The sequence below is a fragment of the Atopostipes suicloacalis DSM 15692 genome, from assembly GCF_900129085.1.
In the GTDB taxonomy this organism is placed as follows: domain Bacteria; phylum Bacillota; class Bacilli; order Lactobacillales; family Carnobacteriaceae_A; genus Atopostipes; species Atopostipes suicloacalis.
This window is the reverse complement of record NZ_FQUF01000038.1, coordinates 1-18,701: the sequence shown is the minus strand read 5'-3', so window position 1 is coordinate 18,701 and position 18,701 is coordinate 1. Positions and strand designations below refer to the sequence as shown.

At 34.9% G+C, this 18,701-nt stretch carries 16 protein-coding genes; 11 read left to right on the top strand and 5 right to left on the bottom strand.

All coding sequences use genetic code 11. The features are described from left to right. The 7 genes from BUB96_RS09595 to BUB96_RS09565 form a co-directional block, all read left to right on the top strand. A partial coding sequence (locus BUB96_RS09595) for a transposase (RefSeq protein WP_200789078.1) occupies positions 1-168 on the top strand: 168 nt, incomplete at its 5' end. 232 nt (positions 169-400) lie between these two features. Continuing rightward, on the top strand, positions 401-733 hold the full coding sequence (locus BUB96_RS09590; protein ID WP_073298620.1) for a PRD domain-containing protein: 333 nt from the start codon (positions 401-403) through the stop codon (positions 731-733). After that, positions 723-2,690, top strand: coding sequence for a beta-glucoside-specific PTS transporter subunit IIABC (locus BUB96_RS09585; RefSeq protein ID WP_073298619.1), 1,968 nt, complete (start codon positions 723-725; stop codon positions 2,688-2,690). The genes BUB96_RS09590 and BUB96_RS09585 overlap by 11 nt, the downstream gene beginning before the upstream one ends. Positions 2,691-2,899: 209 nt before the next feature. Then, positions 2,900-4,312: a glycoside hydrolase family 1 protein gene (locus BUB96_RS09580; protein WP_073298618.1), complete on the top strand. Its 1,413-nt coding sequence runs from the start codon at positions 2,900-2,902 to the stop codon at positions 4,310-4,312. Between the two features lie 143 nt (positions 4,313-4,455). Next, positions 4,456-5,901, top strand: coding sequence for a 6-phospho-beta-glucosidase (locus BUB96_RS09575; RefSeq protein WP_073298617.1), 1,446 nt, complete (start codon positions 4,456-4,458; stop codon positions 5,899-5,901). Positions 5,902-6,044: 143 nt separating this feature from the next. Continuing rightward, positions 6,045-7,130: an ABC transporter permease gene (locus BUB96_RS09570; protein ID WP_073298616.1), complete on the top strand. Its 1,086-nt coding sequence runs from the start codon at positions 6,045-6,047 to the stop codon at positions 7,128-7,130. A gap of 10 nt (positions 7,131-7,140) precedes the next feature. Beyond that, entirely contained in the window at positions 7,141-7,857 is a 717-nt protein-coding gene (locus tag BUB96_RS09565; protein ID WP_073298615.1) for an ABC transporter ATP-binding protein, read from the top strand. Between the two features lie 57 nt (positions 7,858-7,914). Here the strand turns inward: BUB96_RS09565 and BUB96_RS09560 are convergent, their stop codons facing one another. After that, complete coding sequence (locus BUB96_RS09560; RefSeq protein ID WP_073298614.1) at positions 7,915-8,808, bottom strand: SDR family oxidoreductase; 894 nt, start codon at positions 8,806-8,808, stop codon at positions 7,915-7,917. Positions 8,809-9,000: 192 nt separating this feature from the next. Between BUB96_RS09560 and BUB96_RS09555 the strand changes: the two genes are divergently transcribed. Both BUB96_RS09555 and BUB96_RS09550 read left to right on the top strand, forming a co-directional pair. Then, on the top strand, positions 9,001-9,276 hold the full coding sequence (locus BUB96_RS09555; protein ID WP_073298613.1) for an autorepressor SdpR family transcription factor: 276 nt from the start codon (positions 9,001-9,003) through the stop codon (positions 9,274-9,276). Continuing rightward, positions 9,273-9,917 (top strand): SdpI family protein, encoded by a 645-nt coding sequence (locus BUB96_RS09550; protein ID WP_073298612.1) that lies wholly within the window; start codon positions 9,273-9,275, stop codon positions 9,915-9,917. The genes BUB96_RS09555 and BUB96_RS09550 overlap by 4 nt, the downstream gene beginning before the upstream one ends. A gap of 62 nt (positions 9,918-9,979) precedes the next feature. Here the strand turns inward: BUB96_RS09550 and spxB are convergent, their stop codons facing one another. Next, complete coding sequence (gene spxB / locus BUB96_RS09545; protein ID WP_073298611.1) at positions 9,980-11,743, bottom strand: pyruvate oxidase; 1,764 nt, start codon at positions 11,741-11,743, stop codon at positions 9,980-9,982. A gap of 192 nt (positions 11,744-11,935) precedes the next feature. On the opposite strand from spxB, the gene BUB96_RS09540 reads away from it, so the two are divergent. Both BUB96_RS09540 and BUB96_RS09535 read left to right on the top strand, forming a co-directional pair. Further along, positions 11,936-13,789, top strand: a complete 1,854-nt coding sequence (locus BUB96_RS09540; RefSeq protein ID WP_327020787.1) for an ABC transporter ATP-binding protein — start codon at positions 11,936-11,938, stop codon at positions 13,787-13,789. Then, positions 13,786-15,567 carry an ABC transporter ATP-binding protein gene (locus BUB96_RS09535; RefSeq protein ID WP_073298610.1) on the top strand — a complete coding sequence of 594 codons (1,782 nt, stop codon included), beginning with the start codon at positions 13,786-13,788 and terminating at the stop codon, positions 15,565-15,567. The genes BUB96_RS09540 and BUB96_RS09535 overlap by 4 nt, the downstream gene beginning before the upstream one ends. 161 nt (positions 15,568-15,728) lie before the next feature. On the opposite strand, the gene BUB96_RS09530 is transcribed toward BUB96_RS09535, so the two are convergent. The 3 genes from BUB96_RS09530 to BUB96_RS09520 all read right to left on the bottom strand — a co-directional run bounded on the left by BUB96_RS09530 (position 15,729) and on the right by BUB96_RS09520 (position 18,614). After that, positions 15,729-16,565 (bottom strand): alpha/beta fold hydrolase, encoded by an 837-nt coding sequence (locus BUB96_RS09530; RefSeq protein WP_073294277.1) that lies wholly within the window; start codon positions 16,563-16,565, stop codon positions 15,729-15,731. 123 nt (positions 16,566-16,688) lie between these two features. After that, positions 16,689-17,477 (bottom strand): MBL fold metallo-hydrolase, encoded by a 789-nt coding sequence (locus tag BUB96_RS09525; RefSeq protein ID WP_073294274.1) that lies wholly within the window; start codon positions 17,475-17,477, stop codon positions 16,689-16,691. Positions 17,478-17,570: 93 nt separating this feature from the next. After that, positions 17,571-18,614, bottom strand: a complete 1,044-nt coding sequence (locus BUB96_RS09520) for an IS1595-like element ISBsp6 family transposase (protein ID WP_076611814.1) — start codon at positions 18,612-18,614, stop codon at positions 17,571-17,573. Between the last annotated feature and the right edge of the window lie 87 nt (positions 18,615-18,701).

Sequence of the window (18,701 nt, the reverse complement as noted above, 5' to 3'; positions counted from 1 at the left end):
AGTACAAACGTACTGGAAAGACTAAACGAGGAAGTGCGACGCCGTGAAAATATCATTCGTATTTTTCCTAACCAAGACTCTGCCAATCGTTTGATTGGTGCTGTTTTAATGGATAAACATGAGGAATGGGTAGGGTCTAATAGAAAATATATTTCATTGGAAGATTAATCCCATGAGGCCTTGACAACGAGCCTCCTTCGGTCTGCCTTTTTGTCTGTGCGGCCGATCAGGCCAGCCTGTCACAAGACTAGCAGACCGAAGCTCATTATCAAGGCTCATTACTTTGTTAGATTATTGAACAACCAGCGTTAATCACATTGTCTACTATTTTACACAAGATTATGGACTTGACAAAAAAGAAGGATATTTAATAGGACAAACCATTAAAGTAACAGAAATTGTGCATAATATTTTGAATGTTATTCGTATTTATTATGGAGAAAATTTTGATGAAAAATCAATATCCTATGCTCGTTTCTTGACACATATCCAATATTTTGCACATCGAGTGGTGTTTGGAGATCAACAAGGAGGAACAGATTCTTTTCTTTATGAACAAATCCAAGCTTCTTATCCAAAGGCTTTTGAATGCGTAAACAGGATTAAACATTATGTGAAAGCAACTCATCATTTTGAAATGAGAGAAGATGAACAAGTATATCTGACAATCCATATCGAACGTATTATGTCAGAACAACAAACGAAGAAGATAGGAGATCAAAATGGCAAATAATAAGTATGAAGAACTAGCTCGTGATATTATCAAAAATGTCGGTGGGGAAGCGAACGTTACAGGCTTACGTCACTGTATTACACGTTTACGTTTTAATTTAAAAGACGAAAGCAAAGCAAACACCGATTATTTAAAGAAACGTGATGGTGTAGTAACCGTTGTCCAAAGTGGAGGACAATACCAAGTTGTTATTGGAAATGAAGTTAATAATGTATATGAAGCTATTACAGAAATTTCTAATATTGGAGAAAATAGTGGTGGATCTGAACCGGACAATAGTGATCTATCTGTATTTGATCGTTTAATGGATACTGTTTCAGGTTTATTCCAACCTTTTATGGGAGCACTTGCAGGAATTGGAATTATTAAAGGTCTTGTTGCAATAATAGGGGCATTTGGGGTTCCAGAAACAAATGGAGTCTATGCGTTATTAAATGTTGTAGGAGACGGGTTCTTTCAATATCTACCTTTTGCACTAGCTATTACAGCTGCACGACGTTTCAAATTAAATCAATTTGTTGGGCTTGCAATTGCTGCCGCCTTCTTACATCCTGATCTAGCAACCTTGGTATCCGGTGATGCACTATATACCTTGTTTGCGGGAAGTCCATTTGAATCTGTTATTCACACAACATTTCTAGGGTTTCCGATCATTTTACCACCAGCTGGCAATTATTATCAAAGTGTTATTCCAATCATTTTAGCCATTTGGTTTGCTTCTAAAATTGATAAATGGGTAAAATCTTGGATGCCAGGAATAGTTGCAGGTACTTTTGTCCCTGTATTTACTATATTGATTGCAACACCTATTTCATTATTAATTATTGGTCCAGTAGCTACTTGGGCATCCAGCTTGATTGGTGCATTATTTACTTGGCTAAATGGCGTTAGTCCGTTACTATTTGGAGGACTTTTAACAGGTTCTTGGCAGTTATTGGTTATTTTTGGTTTGCATTGGGGAATTATCCCTATTGGATTTCTACAGTTTACAGAACTAGGAAGCTCCACACTATTTGCTCAAGTAACATTGTCTACATTTGCCATTTTTGGTATGTTAATCGCTATTGCTATCCGTTCAAAAGAAAAGAAAACCAAAGAATTAAGTGCTTCTTCTAGTCTTCCAGCTTTATTTGGAATTACTGAACCAGCAATTTATGGCTTGATGTTACCAATGAAAAAACTATTTGCAATCGCTATAGGAATTAACATTCTTTTTGGTGCTTATGCAGGCGTAGTAGGGCTCGAACAATTTACTTTGGGTGGGTTAGGAATTTTCGGACTTCCAACATTTATCCATCCAACTGATGGAATCACAATGAACTTCTGGCATGCTATTATTGCTATGATTGGACTATCTCTTGCTGGATTCATTGCAGCTATGTTAGTAGGTATTCCAGAAATTCAAGACGAGGAAGAACCAGAGACAGTACCATCCGGTGTTAAAGAGGCCACTCCAGAAACTAATAAAGAGGCATCAACACAAGAGATACATGAATCAGCAAAACAAGACATAGTGGCTAGTCCACTAACTGGAAATATTGTTAGACAAGAAGATATTGAAGATGAAGTCTTTGCGAGCGGAGCAATGGGTAAAGCAATTGCTATTAACCCGACAGAAGGTGTTATCTATGCGCCAGCAAACGCTACTGTTACAACTATTTTCCCTACAGGACATGCAATTGGTTCAACGACCGATGGAGGAAGTGAAATCTTGATTCATATTGGTCTTGATACGGTAGAACTTAATGGTGAAGGTTTTGAGAAGTTTGTCGAAACAAACGATGTAGTAGAAGCCGGACAAAAACTTGTTTCTTTTGATATTGATTTCATCAAAGAAAAAGGATTCTCGGTTCAAACTCCAGTTGTTGTTACAAATAGTAGCGATTTTGAAGATATATTATTTACAAATGAATCCTCTGTTGAACAAGGAGATTACCTGTTGACATCCGTAAGATAAGGAAGCCTTTTTAAGAGATACATTAATTATCAAATGATGTGTCTCCTTCCTTATTATGCATTTTTTTAGATAGTATAGAAAAGTGATTGAATGAGTCAATAGATGTTCATAAACAAGAATTTTTTATCGAGGGGTAAAACCCTACAATTAACCATATAGAAACTCATTTAAATAGAAACTTTATGAGCTTAAAAAATAGGAGGAACAAAATGGGTTTTCCAAAAAACTTTTTATGGGGTGGCGCTACAGCTGCTAATCAATACGAAGGTGCGTACAATATAGATGGAAAAGGTTTGACAGTTCAGGACGTAACACCTAAAGGAGGCTTCGGACCCATTACAGAGGAACCAACTCCAGATAACTTAAAGTTAGAAGGGATTGATTTTTATCATCATTATAAAGATGATATTAAATTATTTGCTGAAATGGGCTTTAAGGTATATCGTACCTCTATTGCATGGGCGCGTATTTTTCCAAATGGAGATGAAACAGTACCAAATGAAGCAGGACTTCAATTTTATGATGACTTATTTGATGAATTGCATAAATATGATATTGAACCACTTGTGACATTGTCGCATTATGAAACCCCACTACATTTGGCTAAAGAATATGATGGTTGGACGAATCGTGAACTGATCGGATTTTTCGAAAATTATGCTCGTACAGTCTTTACTCGATATAAAGACAAAGTTAAATATTGGCTAACATTTAATGAGGTAAATTCTGTTCTACATGCACCATTCATGAGTGGTGGAATTTTGACTCCTCCCGAAGAATTATCACAACAAGATTTATATCAAGCGATTCATCATGAATTAGTAGCCTCTGCTTCAGTAACAAAAATTGGTCATGAGATTAATCCAAATTTTCAGATTGGTTGTATGATTATTTCTATGCCAGCTTATCCAATGACGCCTAATCCAAAAGATGTTTTGGCATCACGTCATTTTGAGAATCAAAACTATTTGTTCTCAGATATTCATGCACGTGGTAAATATCCAAATTATATTAAACGTTTTTTTAAAGAAAATGACATTGAAATTAAATTTGCTGAGGGGGATGAAAAGCTTCTAGCTGAAAATACTGTTGACTTTATTTCGTTTAGTTACTATATGAGTACTACCGCAACTTCTGAACCAGACAAATATGAGACATCCAGCGGAAATATTTTAGGAGGAGTTCCTAATCCTTATTTAGAAGCTTCAGAATGGGGATGGCAAGTAGATCCAATTGGATTAAGACTTGTTCTGAATGATTTCTACGATCGTTATCAGTTACCGTTATTTATTGTTGAAAATGGGCTAGGAGCGAAAGACCAACTAGTTGAAGGTCCAGACGGAGAATTAACAGTTGAAGATGATTATCGGATTAAATATTTGAATGATCACTTGATTCAAGTAGGAGAAGCAATCGAAGATGGTGTTGAAATAATGGGTTACACATCTTGGGGCTGTATTGATTTAGTTAGTGCATCAACTGCAGAAATGAGTAAACGCTATGGTTACATCTATGTTGATCGTAATGATGATGGTACAGGAACGTTTAAACGATACAAGAAAAAATCTTTCTATTGGTATAAAGAAGTTATAGAAAGCAATGGAGAAAATTTACAGTCATAACTTTTAAAGAATCTATATGAAAATAAGAGAAATTATAGTGTTGTTATGTTTTGACACCTTGGTAACAGAATACTATAATTAATTTATGTGAAAATTCATTAAAAATTGAAGTTTACGAGTTTTTTTAAAATAGGAGGAATAAAATGGTTTTTCCAAAAGACTTTTTATGGGGTGGCGCTACAGCTGCTAATCAATATGAGGGTGGATACAATGAAGGTGGTCGAGGTTTAGCGAACGTTGATGTAGTGCCTCATGGTGAAGATCGCTATCCAATCATTGCAGGACAAATGAAACATTTAGATTTTGATAATGAGCATTATTATCCAGCTAAAACAGGTGTAGATTTCTATCACCGTTATAAAGAAGATATTGCTTTAATCGCTGAGATGGGATTTAAAACATTTCGAATTAGTATTGCTTGGACAAGAATTTTCCCTAATGGTGATGAAAATGAACCAAATGAGGAAGGTTTACAATTTTACGAGAATGTATTCAAAGAATTACGTAAGCACGATATTGAGCCTCTTGTAACCATTACTCACTTTGACATGCCGGTTCATTTAATTGAAGAATATGGCGGATGGCGAAATCGTAAACTTGTTGGTTTTTACGAAAAATTAGTCCGTGTGTTATTTACACGCTATAAAGACTTAGTTACATATTGGATTACATTTAACGAAATCAATATGATTATGCATTTACCATTTATGGGAGCAGGCCTTGTTTTTGAAGAGGGCGAAAATCAAGAAGAGATTAAATATATTGCAGCCCATCATGAAATGGTAGCTAGTGCTTCAGCTACAAAGATTGCAAAAGAAATTAATCCAGATTTCCAAATCGGATGCATGTTAGCAGCTGGTGTTGCTTATCCAAACACTCCTGATCCAAAAGATGTTCGTGAAGCACAAATTGCAAATCAAAACAGCTATTTCTTTGTTGACGTTCAATCACGAGGAGAATATCCAAATTATGCACTTAAATATTTAGAGCGTCAAGGTATTGAAATACCATTTGAAGAAGGAGATAAAGAACTTTTAAAAGAAAATACAGTGGATTATATTTCATTTTCATATTATTCTTCAAAATTAGCCGCTCATCCTGATAACCTTGAAAGTCAAGGTAAAACAGAAGGTAACGTAATGGGAACACTAAAAAATCCGTACCTTGAAGCAAGTGAGTGGGGATGGCAAATTGATCCATTAGGTTTCCGTATTACAATGAATGAGATGTATGACCGTTACCAAAAACCACTATTTGTGGTTGAAAATGGCTTGGGAGCAGTAGATACACCAAATGAAAACGGAAATATTATTGACGATTACCGTATTGATTATTTACAAGCACATATTCAAGAGATGAAAAATGCGGTTGAATTAGATGGTGTTGAATTAATTGGATACACAACTTGGGGAGCTATTGACCTAGTTTCAGCAAGTACTGGTGAAATGTCAAAACGTTATGGTTTTGTCTATGTAGACCGTGATGACGAAGGAAATGGAACACTTGACCGTTCTAAGAAAAAATCTTTTGATTGGTATAAAAATGTAATTGAATCAAATGGGGAAGATTTAACCAATATAAAAGGATAAAATTTAGATTTAAAAAGAGAAGCTATTGAGGCTTCTCTTTTTTACGATAAGTTAAAAGAAGCATTCGTTACATAATACATTTTAGAACAAACTATAGTATACTCTTTAATAAATAGTAAATACGATTATAGAGAGGTGGCTATATGTTTTTAGCTTGGAATGAAATAAAATATTCTAAAACACGTTTCGCTTTAATTATAGGAGTAATGTTCTTAGTCAGTTATCTTGTTTATTTTTTGACTGGTTTAGCTTATGGTCTATCGCAAGACAACCGAACAAGTGTCGATAAGTGGGAAGCCGATGCGATTGTTTTGACGGATGACTCGAATGCTAACATTAATATGTCGATGATGCCTTTGAAAGTAAAAGATGATATTACGGCAGATGATGTAGCTGTTTTGGGACAAGCTCCGAACGTTATACGTAAAGAAGGAGAAACAAGTGAAGAAGCCAAAATAAATGTAACATTCTTTGGAATTAATCCAGATGAATTTATCATGCCAGAAGTAACTGAAGGAGAGAAATTTACAGAGGATTATGAAGTCGTAGCAGATAGCAGTCTACAGGAAGAAAAAAATATAAATATCGGAGATGAGCTTAAGTTAGCTGGTTCTGATATTACAGTTGAAGTAGTCGGCTTCACAGAAGAGGCAAAATTCAATGTAGCTCCTGTTTTATATACGACAATTTCTACATATCAAGATGTACGCTTTGAAACGATTGATGATTCAGAAGAGGGAAGAATTAGTGCTTTAGTTCTTCGAAATGATTCCATTGATTCGATTAAGAGTGAAAACGATGATTTAGTCGTTTACTCGATTAAAGACTATATATCAGAAATCCCTGGTTATACCGCTCAATTATTAACTTTTGGTCTTATGATTGGTTTTTTAATTGTTATTGCAGCCATTGTTATAGGAATTTTTATGTATGTTTTAACGGTCCAAAAATCAAGTATGTTTGGGGTAATGAAGGCTCAGGGAATTCCCACAAAATATATTGGTAGTTATGTTATCATGCAAACTCTGCTGTTGGCGGTGATCGGTACGTTTACTGGTTTAGTGAGTACTTTAGTTACTGCATATTTCTTACCAGCTGTTGTTCCTTTTAAAAATAATGGCCTATTTTTATTAATTATTACTTTGCTGATCATTTTATTTGCGGTATCAGGTGCCTTTTTCTCTGTCCGGACCGTTATCAAAATCGATCCACTAGATGCGATTGATTAGGAGGTAAATCATGAAATTAATTGAAGCTGAAAAAATATCGAAAGTTTTTACAGATGGTAGCCAAAGAATAACAGCACTAGAAAAAACTAATTTTTCTGTAGAAGCAAGCGAGTTTGTAGCCGTTATCGGGCCCAGTGGATCTGGAAAAAGTACTTTATTAACTATTCTTGGAGGCCTGCAACAACCTTCAGAGGGGAAGGTTTTAATCAATGGAAATAAATTTAGCGAAGAATCTGATGAGAGTCGAACGAAATTACGTTTTAAAGAAATAGGTTTTATACTACAAGCTTCGAATTTAGTTCCTTTTTTAAAGATAGAAGATCAAATGCGTTTAGTTAACAAAGTAACGAAGAGTGATTATGAAGAAGAACTGGTAAATGACTTATTTGAATCACTGAAAATATCAAAATTAAGAAATAAATACCCTAAAGATCTATCTGGAGGAGAGCGACAAAGGGTAGCAATTGCACGTGCCTTATTTCATGATCCTTCTGTCATCTTAGCGGATGAACCAACAGCAAGCTTAGATACAGAGCGTGCAATTGAGGTTGTGGAAATTTTAGCGAGTGAAACTAAAAATAAAGAGAAAGCTACGATTATGGTCACTCATGACGAGCGGCTCATTGGCTATTGTGACAAAGTGTATTATATGCAAGATGGCAAGCTGAAATTAGATAAAGAAAAATCTAAAAAGCATAAACCAGATGAAAAAGAATTAAATAGATAATTTAAAAGAACAAAAAAGCTGGAAAATCTCCAGCTTTTTTAATTTAAATGATGTATTTTATGGATTAATCGTTTGTCCACCCGTTACTCCATAGATTTGTCCAGTAATGTAGCTTCCTTCATCAGAAGCTAAGAGTACATAGACCGGAGCGAGTTCCACTGGTTGTCCAGCTCTTCCAAGGGGACTATTTTTTCCGAAATCTGGAATAGCTCCTTCAGGTTGTCCTTGGTCCATTTGGATAGGTGTCCAAATTGGTCCTGGAGCTACACCGTTTACGCGAACACCTTTATTTGCAAAAATACTAGATAAAGTAATGGTAAAGTTAGTAATGGCTCCTTTGGTTGCCGCATAATCAATGATATGGGAACTAGGATCAAAGGATTGAATAGAGGTGGTCGTTACAATTGCACTACCAGGTTTTAAGTGCTTTTCCGCAGCTTTTACTGTTTCAAACATACTAATAATATTTACTTTAAACGTATCCTCTACTTGCTTCATTGGTAAATCACTCAATTTAGTATGAGAAATTTGTTGACCAGCATTTAAGACTAAAATATCCAAAGCTTTAAATTCATCAATCGTTTTTTCAACAATTTCAGTCGCTGCGTAATCTTTCCGTAAATCATAAGGGAGGAGTAAAGCTTTCTTTCCTTCATCTTCGATTAATTTTTTGACTTCCTCGGCGTCTTTTTCTTCACCAGGAAAAAATTGAATGGCTACATTGGCTCCTTCACGTGCATAAGCGATAGCTACTGCACGACCAATTCCTGAATCTCCACCAGTAATTAAAGCGTTACGTCCTTTCAGTCGGCCATATCCTTGATAATTTTCCTCTCCACAATCGGGCTTTGGTTTCATTTCATCTTGTAAAGCCGGAGTATCTTGTTCTTGATCGGGGAATTCTCCAGTGTAATACATTTTACGTGGGTCTCGTAGATTATTATTTTCCATCAATAACAACTCCTATTTATATTTTTGTACAGATTTAGAATATCATCAGTCAGGATTTTTATCTATTAAAACGGTTTCAACCAATAAATTAAAAATGACAATTAGTGCTCATTTTGATATACTGTATTTACTTATTTAGCTAAATGACTAAATGATAATATGATTTATACTATTTGAAAAGAGGAGAGCGAATTGAGGTTTCAAGAAACGTTTAAAGCTCTATCTGATCCAACAAGGAGAAACATCCTAGAAATATTAAAACCGGGTCGTATGACGGCAGGGGAAATCGTAAACAAATTTGATGTAACTGGAGCGACAATTTCGCGGCATCTTTCGATATTAAAGGAAGCGGGATTAGTGAGCGATACAAAAAAGGGAAAATATATTTATTATGAGTTAAATACCTCGGTAGTAGAAGAAGCGATGCAGTGGTTAGCTGGTATTATCGGAAAGGACGAAGCGAAATGAAGAAACTATTTCACCAATACAATCGGAAAATTTGGATTGTATTTTTAATCACTTTGATTGTAGGAATTATTGTTTTTCCTAAACTTTCTGGAAAAATTCCATTACACTTTAATACCTTGGGAGAAGTAGATCGATATGGAAGTCGATGGACGATATTTTTAGCACCAGCTATCAACTTTCTCATGATTTTATTAGCAGAGGGACTTCGTAAAATTGATCCAAAATCTGATTCTTATCAAAAATTTGAATCTCAATATTATAATATGATGTTTTTTGTGGGACTGCTAATGGGTGGTATGCAACTATTTACGATTGCTTATACTTTTGGTTATGAATTAAATATTACTCGAATTATGCCAATTATAATGGGTATTATGTTTATCTTTTTAGGAAATATCATGCCTAAATTTAAACATAATTATTTTGTCGGCATTAAAACAAGTTGGACCTTAGCTTCTGAGAAAGTCTGGTACTTAACTCATCGCTTCACCGGGAAAGTTTGGGTGCTTGGAGGAATAGTTGTTTTGCTAAGTACTTTTTTACCTGTCCAAGCTATTGCCTGGCTATTTATCGCAATTATCATCATCTTAGTTCTGATTCCACTGGGCGCTTCTTATTATTTTTACCGTAAATTTGGATAGGAATAGAAAATTTAAAAAGTTGGCAGAGATTAAAGTACACTGCCAACTTTTTATTTTGTTCTCTATTCTTTGATTGAGCTTAAACCTTCTTCTTCTAAGAATTTGCGGAAAGGTTTTAAATCCCATGCTTCAAAACGATCTTTATATGCTTTTACTTCTTCTTTAGAATAATATTTTGTATCTAATCGTAAAGCTTCAACTGGGATAGGTTGTTCATTCGTAATATTTGCATCGATGACAACTACTTTCCCTGCTTTTTCAGCTTCCATTGCTTTAGCAAAGACTTCGTCAATCTCATCAATTGAATTTATAGTATAACCAACTGCTCCTTGCGCTTCAGCTATTTTAGCGTAGTCAACCGGTTCTGTAAAATCAACACCAAAATATAAATGTTCGTTGGTTTCTTCTTGTTCTCTTTTTATAAAACCAAACATCATATTTGAAAAGACTACATGAATACTCGGTAGTTTATGTTGAACAAAAGTAACGACATCTTGCATCACCATACCAAATCCACCATCACCGGATAAATTCCAAGTTTGACGATCAGGAAATTCAAGTTTTGCAGCTAATGCACCTGGTAAACCACATCCCATCGTTGCAAATTTTGGTGAGGTTCGCCATAAGTTCTTTGGTGTTAAATGAAGATGTCGAACAGAATTTTGAGTAACATTCCCTACATCAATTGAATATATGGCGTTTTCATTTGCATAACGATTTACAGCATTAAAAATTTGATAGGCTTGTAAGTCGCCTTCTTTTTTGATTTCAAGTCTATTCATATATTCACGCCAATTTCTATTATTTGCTAAACATGCACGATACCAAGAACTTTCATCTTTTTGTTCAATCTTCTCTGTAATCTTACGTATAGCTTCAGCTGCATCGCCTAAAATAGCCGCATCAACAGAACGTCTTTTACCTAAACGAGAAGCATCAATATCAATTTGAATAAATTTCTTTCCTTCAAAAACACCAGTAGATTCAGCAAAAGGGAAATCACTACCTGCAAATAATATAGTATCTGCTTCTTCAATAATTTCATTTGCAGATTTCCATCCAACGCGCCAGGTTGAGCCAATAAGCCCCTCATAATCAAAATCAAAGGTATCATAGTTTTTTCCTGTTACGGCAACTGGAGCTTTGAGTTTTTCTGCTAATGCTATAACATCTTCTCCGTGTCCCCGAGTACCAATACCTGCATAAATAACAGGACGTTTTGCATCTTCTAATAAAGACACAGCTTTATCGATATCTTTTTCATCTATAGGTGGCTTATTCGGTTTTCGATAGCCATTTGCAGAAGAGTACCATGAAGCATTATCAATTTCTTCCCAGCCAAAATCTACGGGAACTTCAATCGTAGCAATCCCACCTTTTGTTATAGCTTCACGAATCGCTCGATCAATAATCTTTGGTAACTGTTCAGCATAAGCAACCCGAACATTATATTCTGATACATCTGAGTAAATAGGGTTTTGACTTAGCTCTTGGAAACCATCTAAGTTTAATTCTTTTTGAGGGCGAGTTCCAATAATGGCAAGCATGGGTACACCATCTTCACGAGCATCATATAAACCATTCATTAAATGTGTAGCGCCGGGTCCACCTGAGCCTAAAACTACCCCGATATTCCCAGAAAATTTTGGTTGCATAGATGCTGCAAGTGCACCAACTTCTTCATGACGTACCTGAATAAACTCTATATTACTTTTTTCTTCATATAACATATCCATTTCTGCATTCAACGAACCTGCTGGAAGTCCGTAGATATGTTTGACTCCCCAACTTTCTATAACCTTTAACGCAGCTAAACATGCTTTTATTTTTTAGCTCATATAGATATTCCTTTCCATAGTTTAGTTGACTTTTGCATATTGATTTTACAGGCTCATCATAATTCTTAATTCGTTTTAAATCAATTGATGCGAATTAAAAGGCTCTGTTTATGGATTTATTAGAAAGAATGTCTACATAGTTTAAGTTTAGAAGTCTATTTATTGAGTAATTAAAGTAATATGAATATAATAAAAATGGATGTTTTGACAACTGGATTGATTATAACTGATGAAAATCTTATTATTGGTACAGTACAAAAAGTTGGGAGATTATTTATGCTTAAATTATTTAGAAATTTAACAAAACGAGATAAGTTCTTTATGTTTCTTGTTTTAACTTTTATTATTGGACAAGTTTGGCTAGAACTACAGCTGCCAGCCTATATGCAATCCATTACAATTCTTATTCAAACACCAGGAAGTGAATTAAACAATATATTATCTGTTGGTGGTTTAATGCTTTCAGCGGCCTTAGGTAGTTTAGTTCTTTCAATAATCGTTGCCGTTTTGATTGCCAATATCTCAGCAAATTTTTCAGCAACACTTCGAGATTTATTGTTTAATAAAGTAATCTCTTTATCTATGGAAGATATAGGAGGTTTTTCAAAAGCTAGCTTGATCACACGCTCCACTAACGATGTGACTCAAATTCAAGTGTTCTTAGTCATGGGGCTACAAATGCTCGTTCGAGCACCAATTATGGCTATTTGGGCAGTTATTCGAATCTCAAATACACAATGGGCTTGGACTTTTTCTACAATTGTTGCAGCTCTTATTTTATTTGCATTAATCGGAGTTTCAATGTATTTTGTCATTCCTAAATTCAAATTACGCCAGAAACTGACAGACCGATTAAACTTAGTTACAAGAGAAAATTTAACAGGAATTGAAGTCATCCGTGCTTATAATGCTGAAGACTATCAAACCAATAAATTCAAAGAAGTAAATGACGATTTTACAGATACAAACATTTTTGTAAATAAAATAATGGCAGTCATGCAACCTTCCATTTCGATTATCATGAATGCATTAACCTTATCTATTTATTGGATTGGCGCAATACTCATCCAAAATACAATGTCTGGTAATGAGGTGGTCTTATTTTCAGAAATGGTCGTCTTTTCAAACTATGCCATGCAAGCTATTATGTCTTTGTTGATATTAGTTATTGTTTTTGCGGTATTTCCACAAGCAAAAGTCTCAGGAGATCGTATTATGGAAGTATTAGACACGGAATCTTCCATTATTAAAGGGAAAGAAACGAAAGGAAAAGCCAATCACTCGGGTGAAATTGAATTTCGCAACGTTGATTTTTATTATCCTGGAGCAGAAGAAAAGACATTGGAAAATATTTCATTTAAAACACGACCCGGAGACACGGTAGCAGTTATAGGAGCGACGGGTAGTGGAAAGAGTACATTAGTTAATTTAATTCCTCGCTTTTATGATGTATCTTCAGGAGAAGTTTTAGTCAATGGCCAAAATGTAAAAGAATACACAGAAAAAGCGTTAAATAATCTGATTGGTTTCGTCACTCAATCCGCTATTTTATTTTCTGGTGATATTGAAGAAAATATTGCTTATGGGGATAATGATCAATCGACACCTACTAAAGAAGATATTAGGCGAGCAGCTGAAATTGCGCAAGCTAGTGAATTTATTGAAAAATTAGAAAAAGGCTATCATTCACATGTAGCTCAAGGTGGTTCTAATTTTTCAGGAGGGCAAAAGCAACGAATTTCTATCGCAAGAGCGATTGCTCGCAAGCCAGAGATATTAATTTTTGATGATTCTTTTTCTGCTTTAGATTTCAAGACAGATCGTAAATTAAGAATGGCCTTACAGAATGAAATGGCAAATGCTACAAAGGTCATTGTTGCTCAAAGAGTAGGGACGATTAAAGAAGTGGATCAAATTATTGTTTTAGAAAATGGCCGAGTTGCAGGTAAAGGAACACATAAAGAGTTATTAAAAAGCAATAAAATCTATCAAGAAATTGCTCATTCTCAATTGTCAGAGGAGGAATTAGCATGAGACCGTCACAAAAAAGCACTAAAACATCCGAAAACTTTTTTGATAATTGGAAAAGAATGATTCAATATAGCCAAAGATATTGGAAAGGACTTCTTCTAGCCATTCTTTTTGCGGCAGGAGGAAATATCTTAACTGTTCTAGGACCTGACCGTTTAGCAGATATGACCGACACAATTAGTGCAGGTTTGAAAACTAGCATTGACATGACAGCTATAAGAAATATTGCTTTTTCAATTTTATTTCTATATGGTTTTGGTGGGTTGTTAAATTTACTTCAAGGTTGGATTATGGTAAATATCACACAAAATATTACAAGAAGCTTGCGTGCAGATATAGCTAATAAAATAAATCGATTACCGATGGCTTATTTTAGTAACACAACGGTTGGTGATACACTATCTCGAGTAACGAATGATGTAGATACGATTGGGCGAGCATTAAACATGAGTGTGCAAAACCTTATTTCTTCAGGGACCATGATGCTAGGAACTTTAATTATGATGTTGCTAACTAATGTTTGGTTGACATTAACAGCGATTGGAGCAACAGCGATTGGCCTTATATCCATTGGAATTATTACAAGATTCTCTCAAAAATATTTTGTTCAACAACAAAATCATCTGGGGGCTATCAATGGTCAAATTGAAGAAACCTTTTCCGGGCATACAGTGGTTAAAGTTTATAACGGAGAAGAAATGGTCCGTAAAGAATTTACAGATATGAACAATCAACTTAAAGAAAGTGGCTTTAAATCACAAGCCTTATCTAGTTTAATGTCTCCAATTATGACATTCATTGGGAACTTTGGCTATGTAGCGGTTGCTGTTTTAGGTGCTTTGCTTACGATGAATGGAACTGTTTCTTTTGGTGTGGTTGTTGCTTTTATTATGTATGTCCGCCTATTTACGCAACCTTTATCTCAGATTGCTCAATCGGTACAGTCACTACAATCCGCAGCAGCTGCAGGTGAACGTGTTTTTAGCATGTTAGATGCAGAAGAAATGGCAGATGAAAGTGCTAAAACAGAAGAAATCATCGATACAAAAGGATATGTAGAGTTTTCCAACGTTCAATTTAGTTACGGTAAAGATGAACCCCCAGTCATTAAAGATTTTTCTGCCGTTGCAAATCCTGGGCAAAAAATTGCAATTGTTGGTCATACGGGAGCTGGGAAAACAACGATCGTTAATTTATTGATGCGCTTTTATGAAATAAATAGAGGTGAAATTTCTATTGATGGTCTATCTACTCAAGAAATTACAAAAGAAAATTTACATGATCAATTTTGTATGGTTTTACAAGACACATGGGTATTTGAAGGAACAGTTCGTGAAAATTTAATTTACAATGCACAAAATATTTCAGATAAAGAAATGATAGAAGCCAGCAAAGCGGTAGGATTAGATTTCTTTGTCCGAACGCTCTCTAAAGGATATGATACACTTTTAGATGAAAAAGTTAGCTTATCCCAAGGTCAAAAACAACAATTAACGATTGCACGTGCTATTATTGCCAATCGACCTATGTTGATTTTAGATGAGGCGACAAGCTCCGTAGATACAAGAACAGAATTAAAAATCCAAGAGGCTATGGATGCTCTAATGGAAGGACGTACGACTTTTGTTATTGCTCACCGACTATCTACTATAAAAAATGCAGATACGATTTTAGTCATGGATAATGGTGACATTATTGAAAAGGGAAGTCATGAAGACCTTATGGCTCAAAATGGATTTTATAAAGATCTATACAATAGTCAATTTGACAATGTTTCATAATTTGAATAAAAGTCAGAGGATATCACTCTGGCTTTTTATTTAAGGCTATGTTAAAGTTTATTGTTGATATAAGGTAAAAAATTAGAACTTCCATTTTTCTGGAAGTTCTATTAAATAATAATGTTTTAATCAACTAAAGCACCATTTAGTGCAATAAGAAATCAATCTTTAATAAAATTCAAGATAGCATCCCTGAATTTTAATTGGTTTTCAATGTAAGGGTGATGGCTTCCGTCTATGACGCTTGTTTTAGAGTTTGGAAAGTTAAACAATTGGTGATGTTTTGGACCAACAGCATTATCATCTTCTCCAGCAATAATTAATACTGATTTAAGAATATCGCTTGATAATGAGGTGAAGTCTTGTAAGTATTCCCCTGAAGAGAACACGTATTGTTGGAATTTAGGATCACTATTTAATCCGTATTGGTCAATTAAATCTACTCTCTTTTTGTTCTCTAAATTGGTAAATTGAAATTTATAATACACTTCTTTATCAAGCAATTGCGTGAGAATAGAGAAATAGGAATCCATAAATGAACTTATATCGTCTGTAGATAAATCCCTAACTTCTAACCCTAATAAATTTGCTCCTTTATTCAGTTGATGCCCAAAAGAATCAACCATATGAAGTGTTGCGTTTGATAATATTATTCCTTTCGTTCCTTCAGGAAACCGTTCGGCATAGTTGACTGCAAGTATTCCGCCAAATGAGTGTCCCATCACATACCATTCCTGAAACCCAATGAATTCCCTAAGTTCTTCAATGTCTTCTATTAACCTATTTAAAGAATAATCTTGCGTAGGGCTGTGTTCGGAACGCCCACATCCTCTTTGATCCAAATATACCATTTCCAATTTCTCTTCTAAAAGTTCTTGCGAAAAGTATTGAAATGATTTACTCCAATAACCTGGGCCACCGTGAAGATATACACAAGGAACTCCTTTTCCACTCTTATCGTAATATAATTCTAATCCATCACTTGTTATAAACTTCATCTATACTATTTCTCCCTTGGTTTAGAGTAATTCCTGATTCAACAACCCTGTTCTTTATTTATTCAACAAGAAAGGGTGCTAATCCTTCTTTAAGATAAGCACCCGTTCGTATATTAAGAATAATTAGAACTGCAAACTAAAACCTTTGAACTTATGAATTCCAGTTCCAAATCTCACCAGTTCTTTTTCTTCAAGTTCCTTAACTGCATTTTTTACTTCTGCTAAAAGACTTGATGGAAGACCTATTGTATTATGCCCGCCATAAATCCTCGTCACATTTGATAAGTTGGCTATTTTCTTTAATGATTGCACTAACTTAACAGGTTCTGTCGTAGGAAAAAAAGCATATACTGGAGTCCCATCATAAAGTAAATCACCTGTAAATAAATAGCCTGTGCTATTATCTAAAATTGAAATATGCCCTGGAGAATGCCCTGGAGTATGGAATATAGTCAATGTTCTATTTCCTATCTCTATTTCATCTCCATCATTTAAAAGTCCAGTGGGATGCCCTTTAAATGGCATATATGTTTCTGGATTAAAACTCTTCGGAGTAGGGATTGTAATATCACGACTTACATCTTTTCTAATTTGCTCGATGGGAAGCCCCTTGATACCTTCTATAAGCCAATCTTCTTCATCTTTATGTACATATATATTATCAAATTCACCGTGGCTTCCAATATGATCCCAGTGGACGTGTGTTGTCAGAACAATAATTGGTAAGTTTGTCAGCTGGTCTGTAATTCTCTTTATGTTATCAATTCCAAGCCCAGTATCAATTAAGGCTGCTTTTTCCTCACCAATTAATAAGTAGGAATGAACTTTTTCCCAATGTCCATATTCACTAATAGCAAAAGTTTTATCATCAATTTGTTGTAATGTAAACCACGAATCTTTAATTTCAACCATTCAAAAGTTCCTCCCTTCTTGGTTAGTTTCTATATAGTTTTTAAAAATCCTTCTTCCACTAAACTGCCCCGTTAGTTGAATAAGAAACACTGTTTAAACAGCAAATTTAGTTAACCTAATTGTATCATAAGTTTCTGAATTCTGTACTAAATTCCCTCTGATTATCAAATCATTCATTGTTACTTCATTTCTTTGATGTTGGATACTTTCTAAGACCTGAAACCAAGCAAGGTAATTGTTTAAATACTTGGTCGCAACACCATTAAATCGTTGTATCCAACCTTTTAGTCTTCTATGATAATTATTCACGTTCTGGATGTGGTAAAGCCCCTTTGTACGAATTTTACCATCGGACTTGAATTGGTAAATATCCATTCCCTTTTCAGCAGCATATGTTTTAAATGCACGCCAAGAATCCGTGCATAGTATATTTTCATTTGAAAGCTTATGCCCGATGGCTTTATCTAACTGTACTTTCGTTAATCTACCCATACCTAATATCTGCGAAATAGTGGTCTTGTCACGGTCTCTTGCAACTAATACACACACTTGTTCATTACTTATGCCACGTTTCTTTGCTGAACCACCACGTTTGCGAGGTTTTCTACCTTTAATTTTTCTTTGTCCTTTTTCTGAGTACAAGAAATAGGTCTCGTCCATTTCAACGATACCTTCAAAATTTGGTATTTCCATTTGCTTTAACGATGATAATAGTTTGTGCCTCCAATAAAATAAAGTGACGTGAGTAATGTTGCCGATTAAGTTAGCAGACTTCCGAAGAGAATAACCTTCAATCATACACTCAATAAATTTAATCCACTGGTTAAGGTGACGAGTTCGATAGAGAACTGTATTTGTGAGGTCGGTAAATGTCTTTTTACAAGCCTTACAGCGATAGCGTTGCTTTTTAACTTCTTCACCATCAACGATTGTTGTATATTTACCGAAGCGAACAATATGTTCTGATGTACAATCAGGACATTCATACCCATTCTTATTCTTACGTTCAGATATTTCGTGAAGAACGGTTCCAGTCGAACTTGATGCTCTTAGTGCATCAATTAAATATTCACGCAATCTGTGCTTCTCTGCGGGATTTAGTTTTTGAATGGCTTTAAGGATTTCAGTCGCTCTCACAATCATCACCAACCCTAATGTAGTTAGTTCAATTATAGAACATTCGTTCTTTAAAATCAATTATCAACAACTAACTTTAACAGAGCC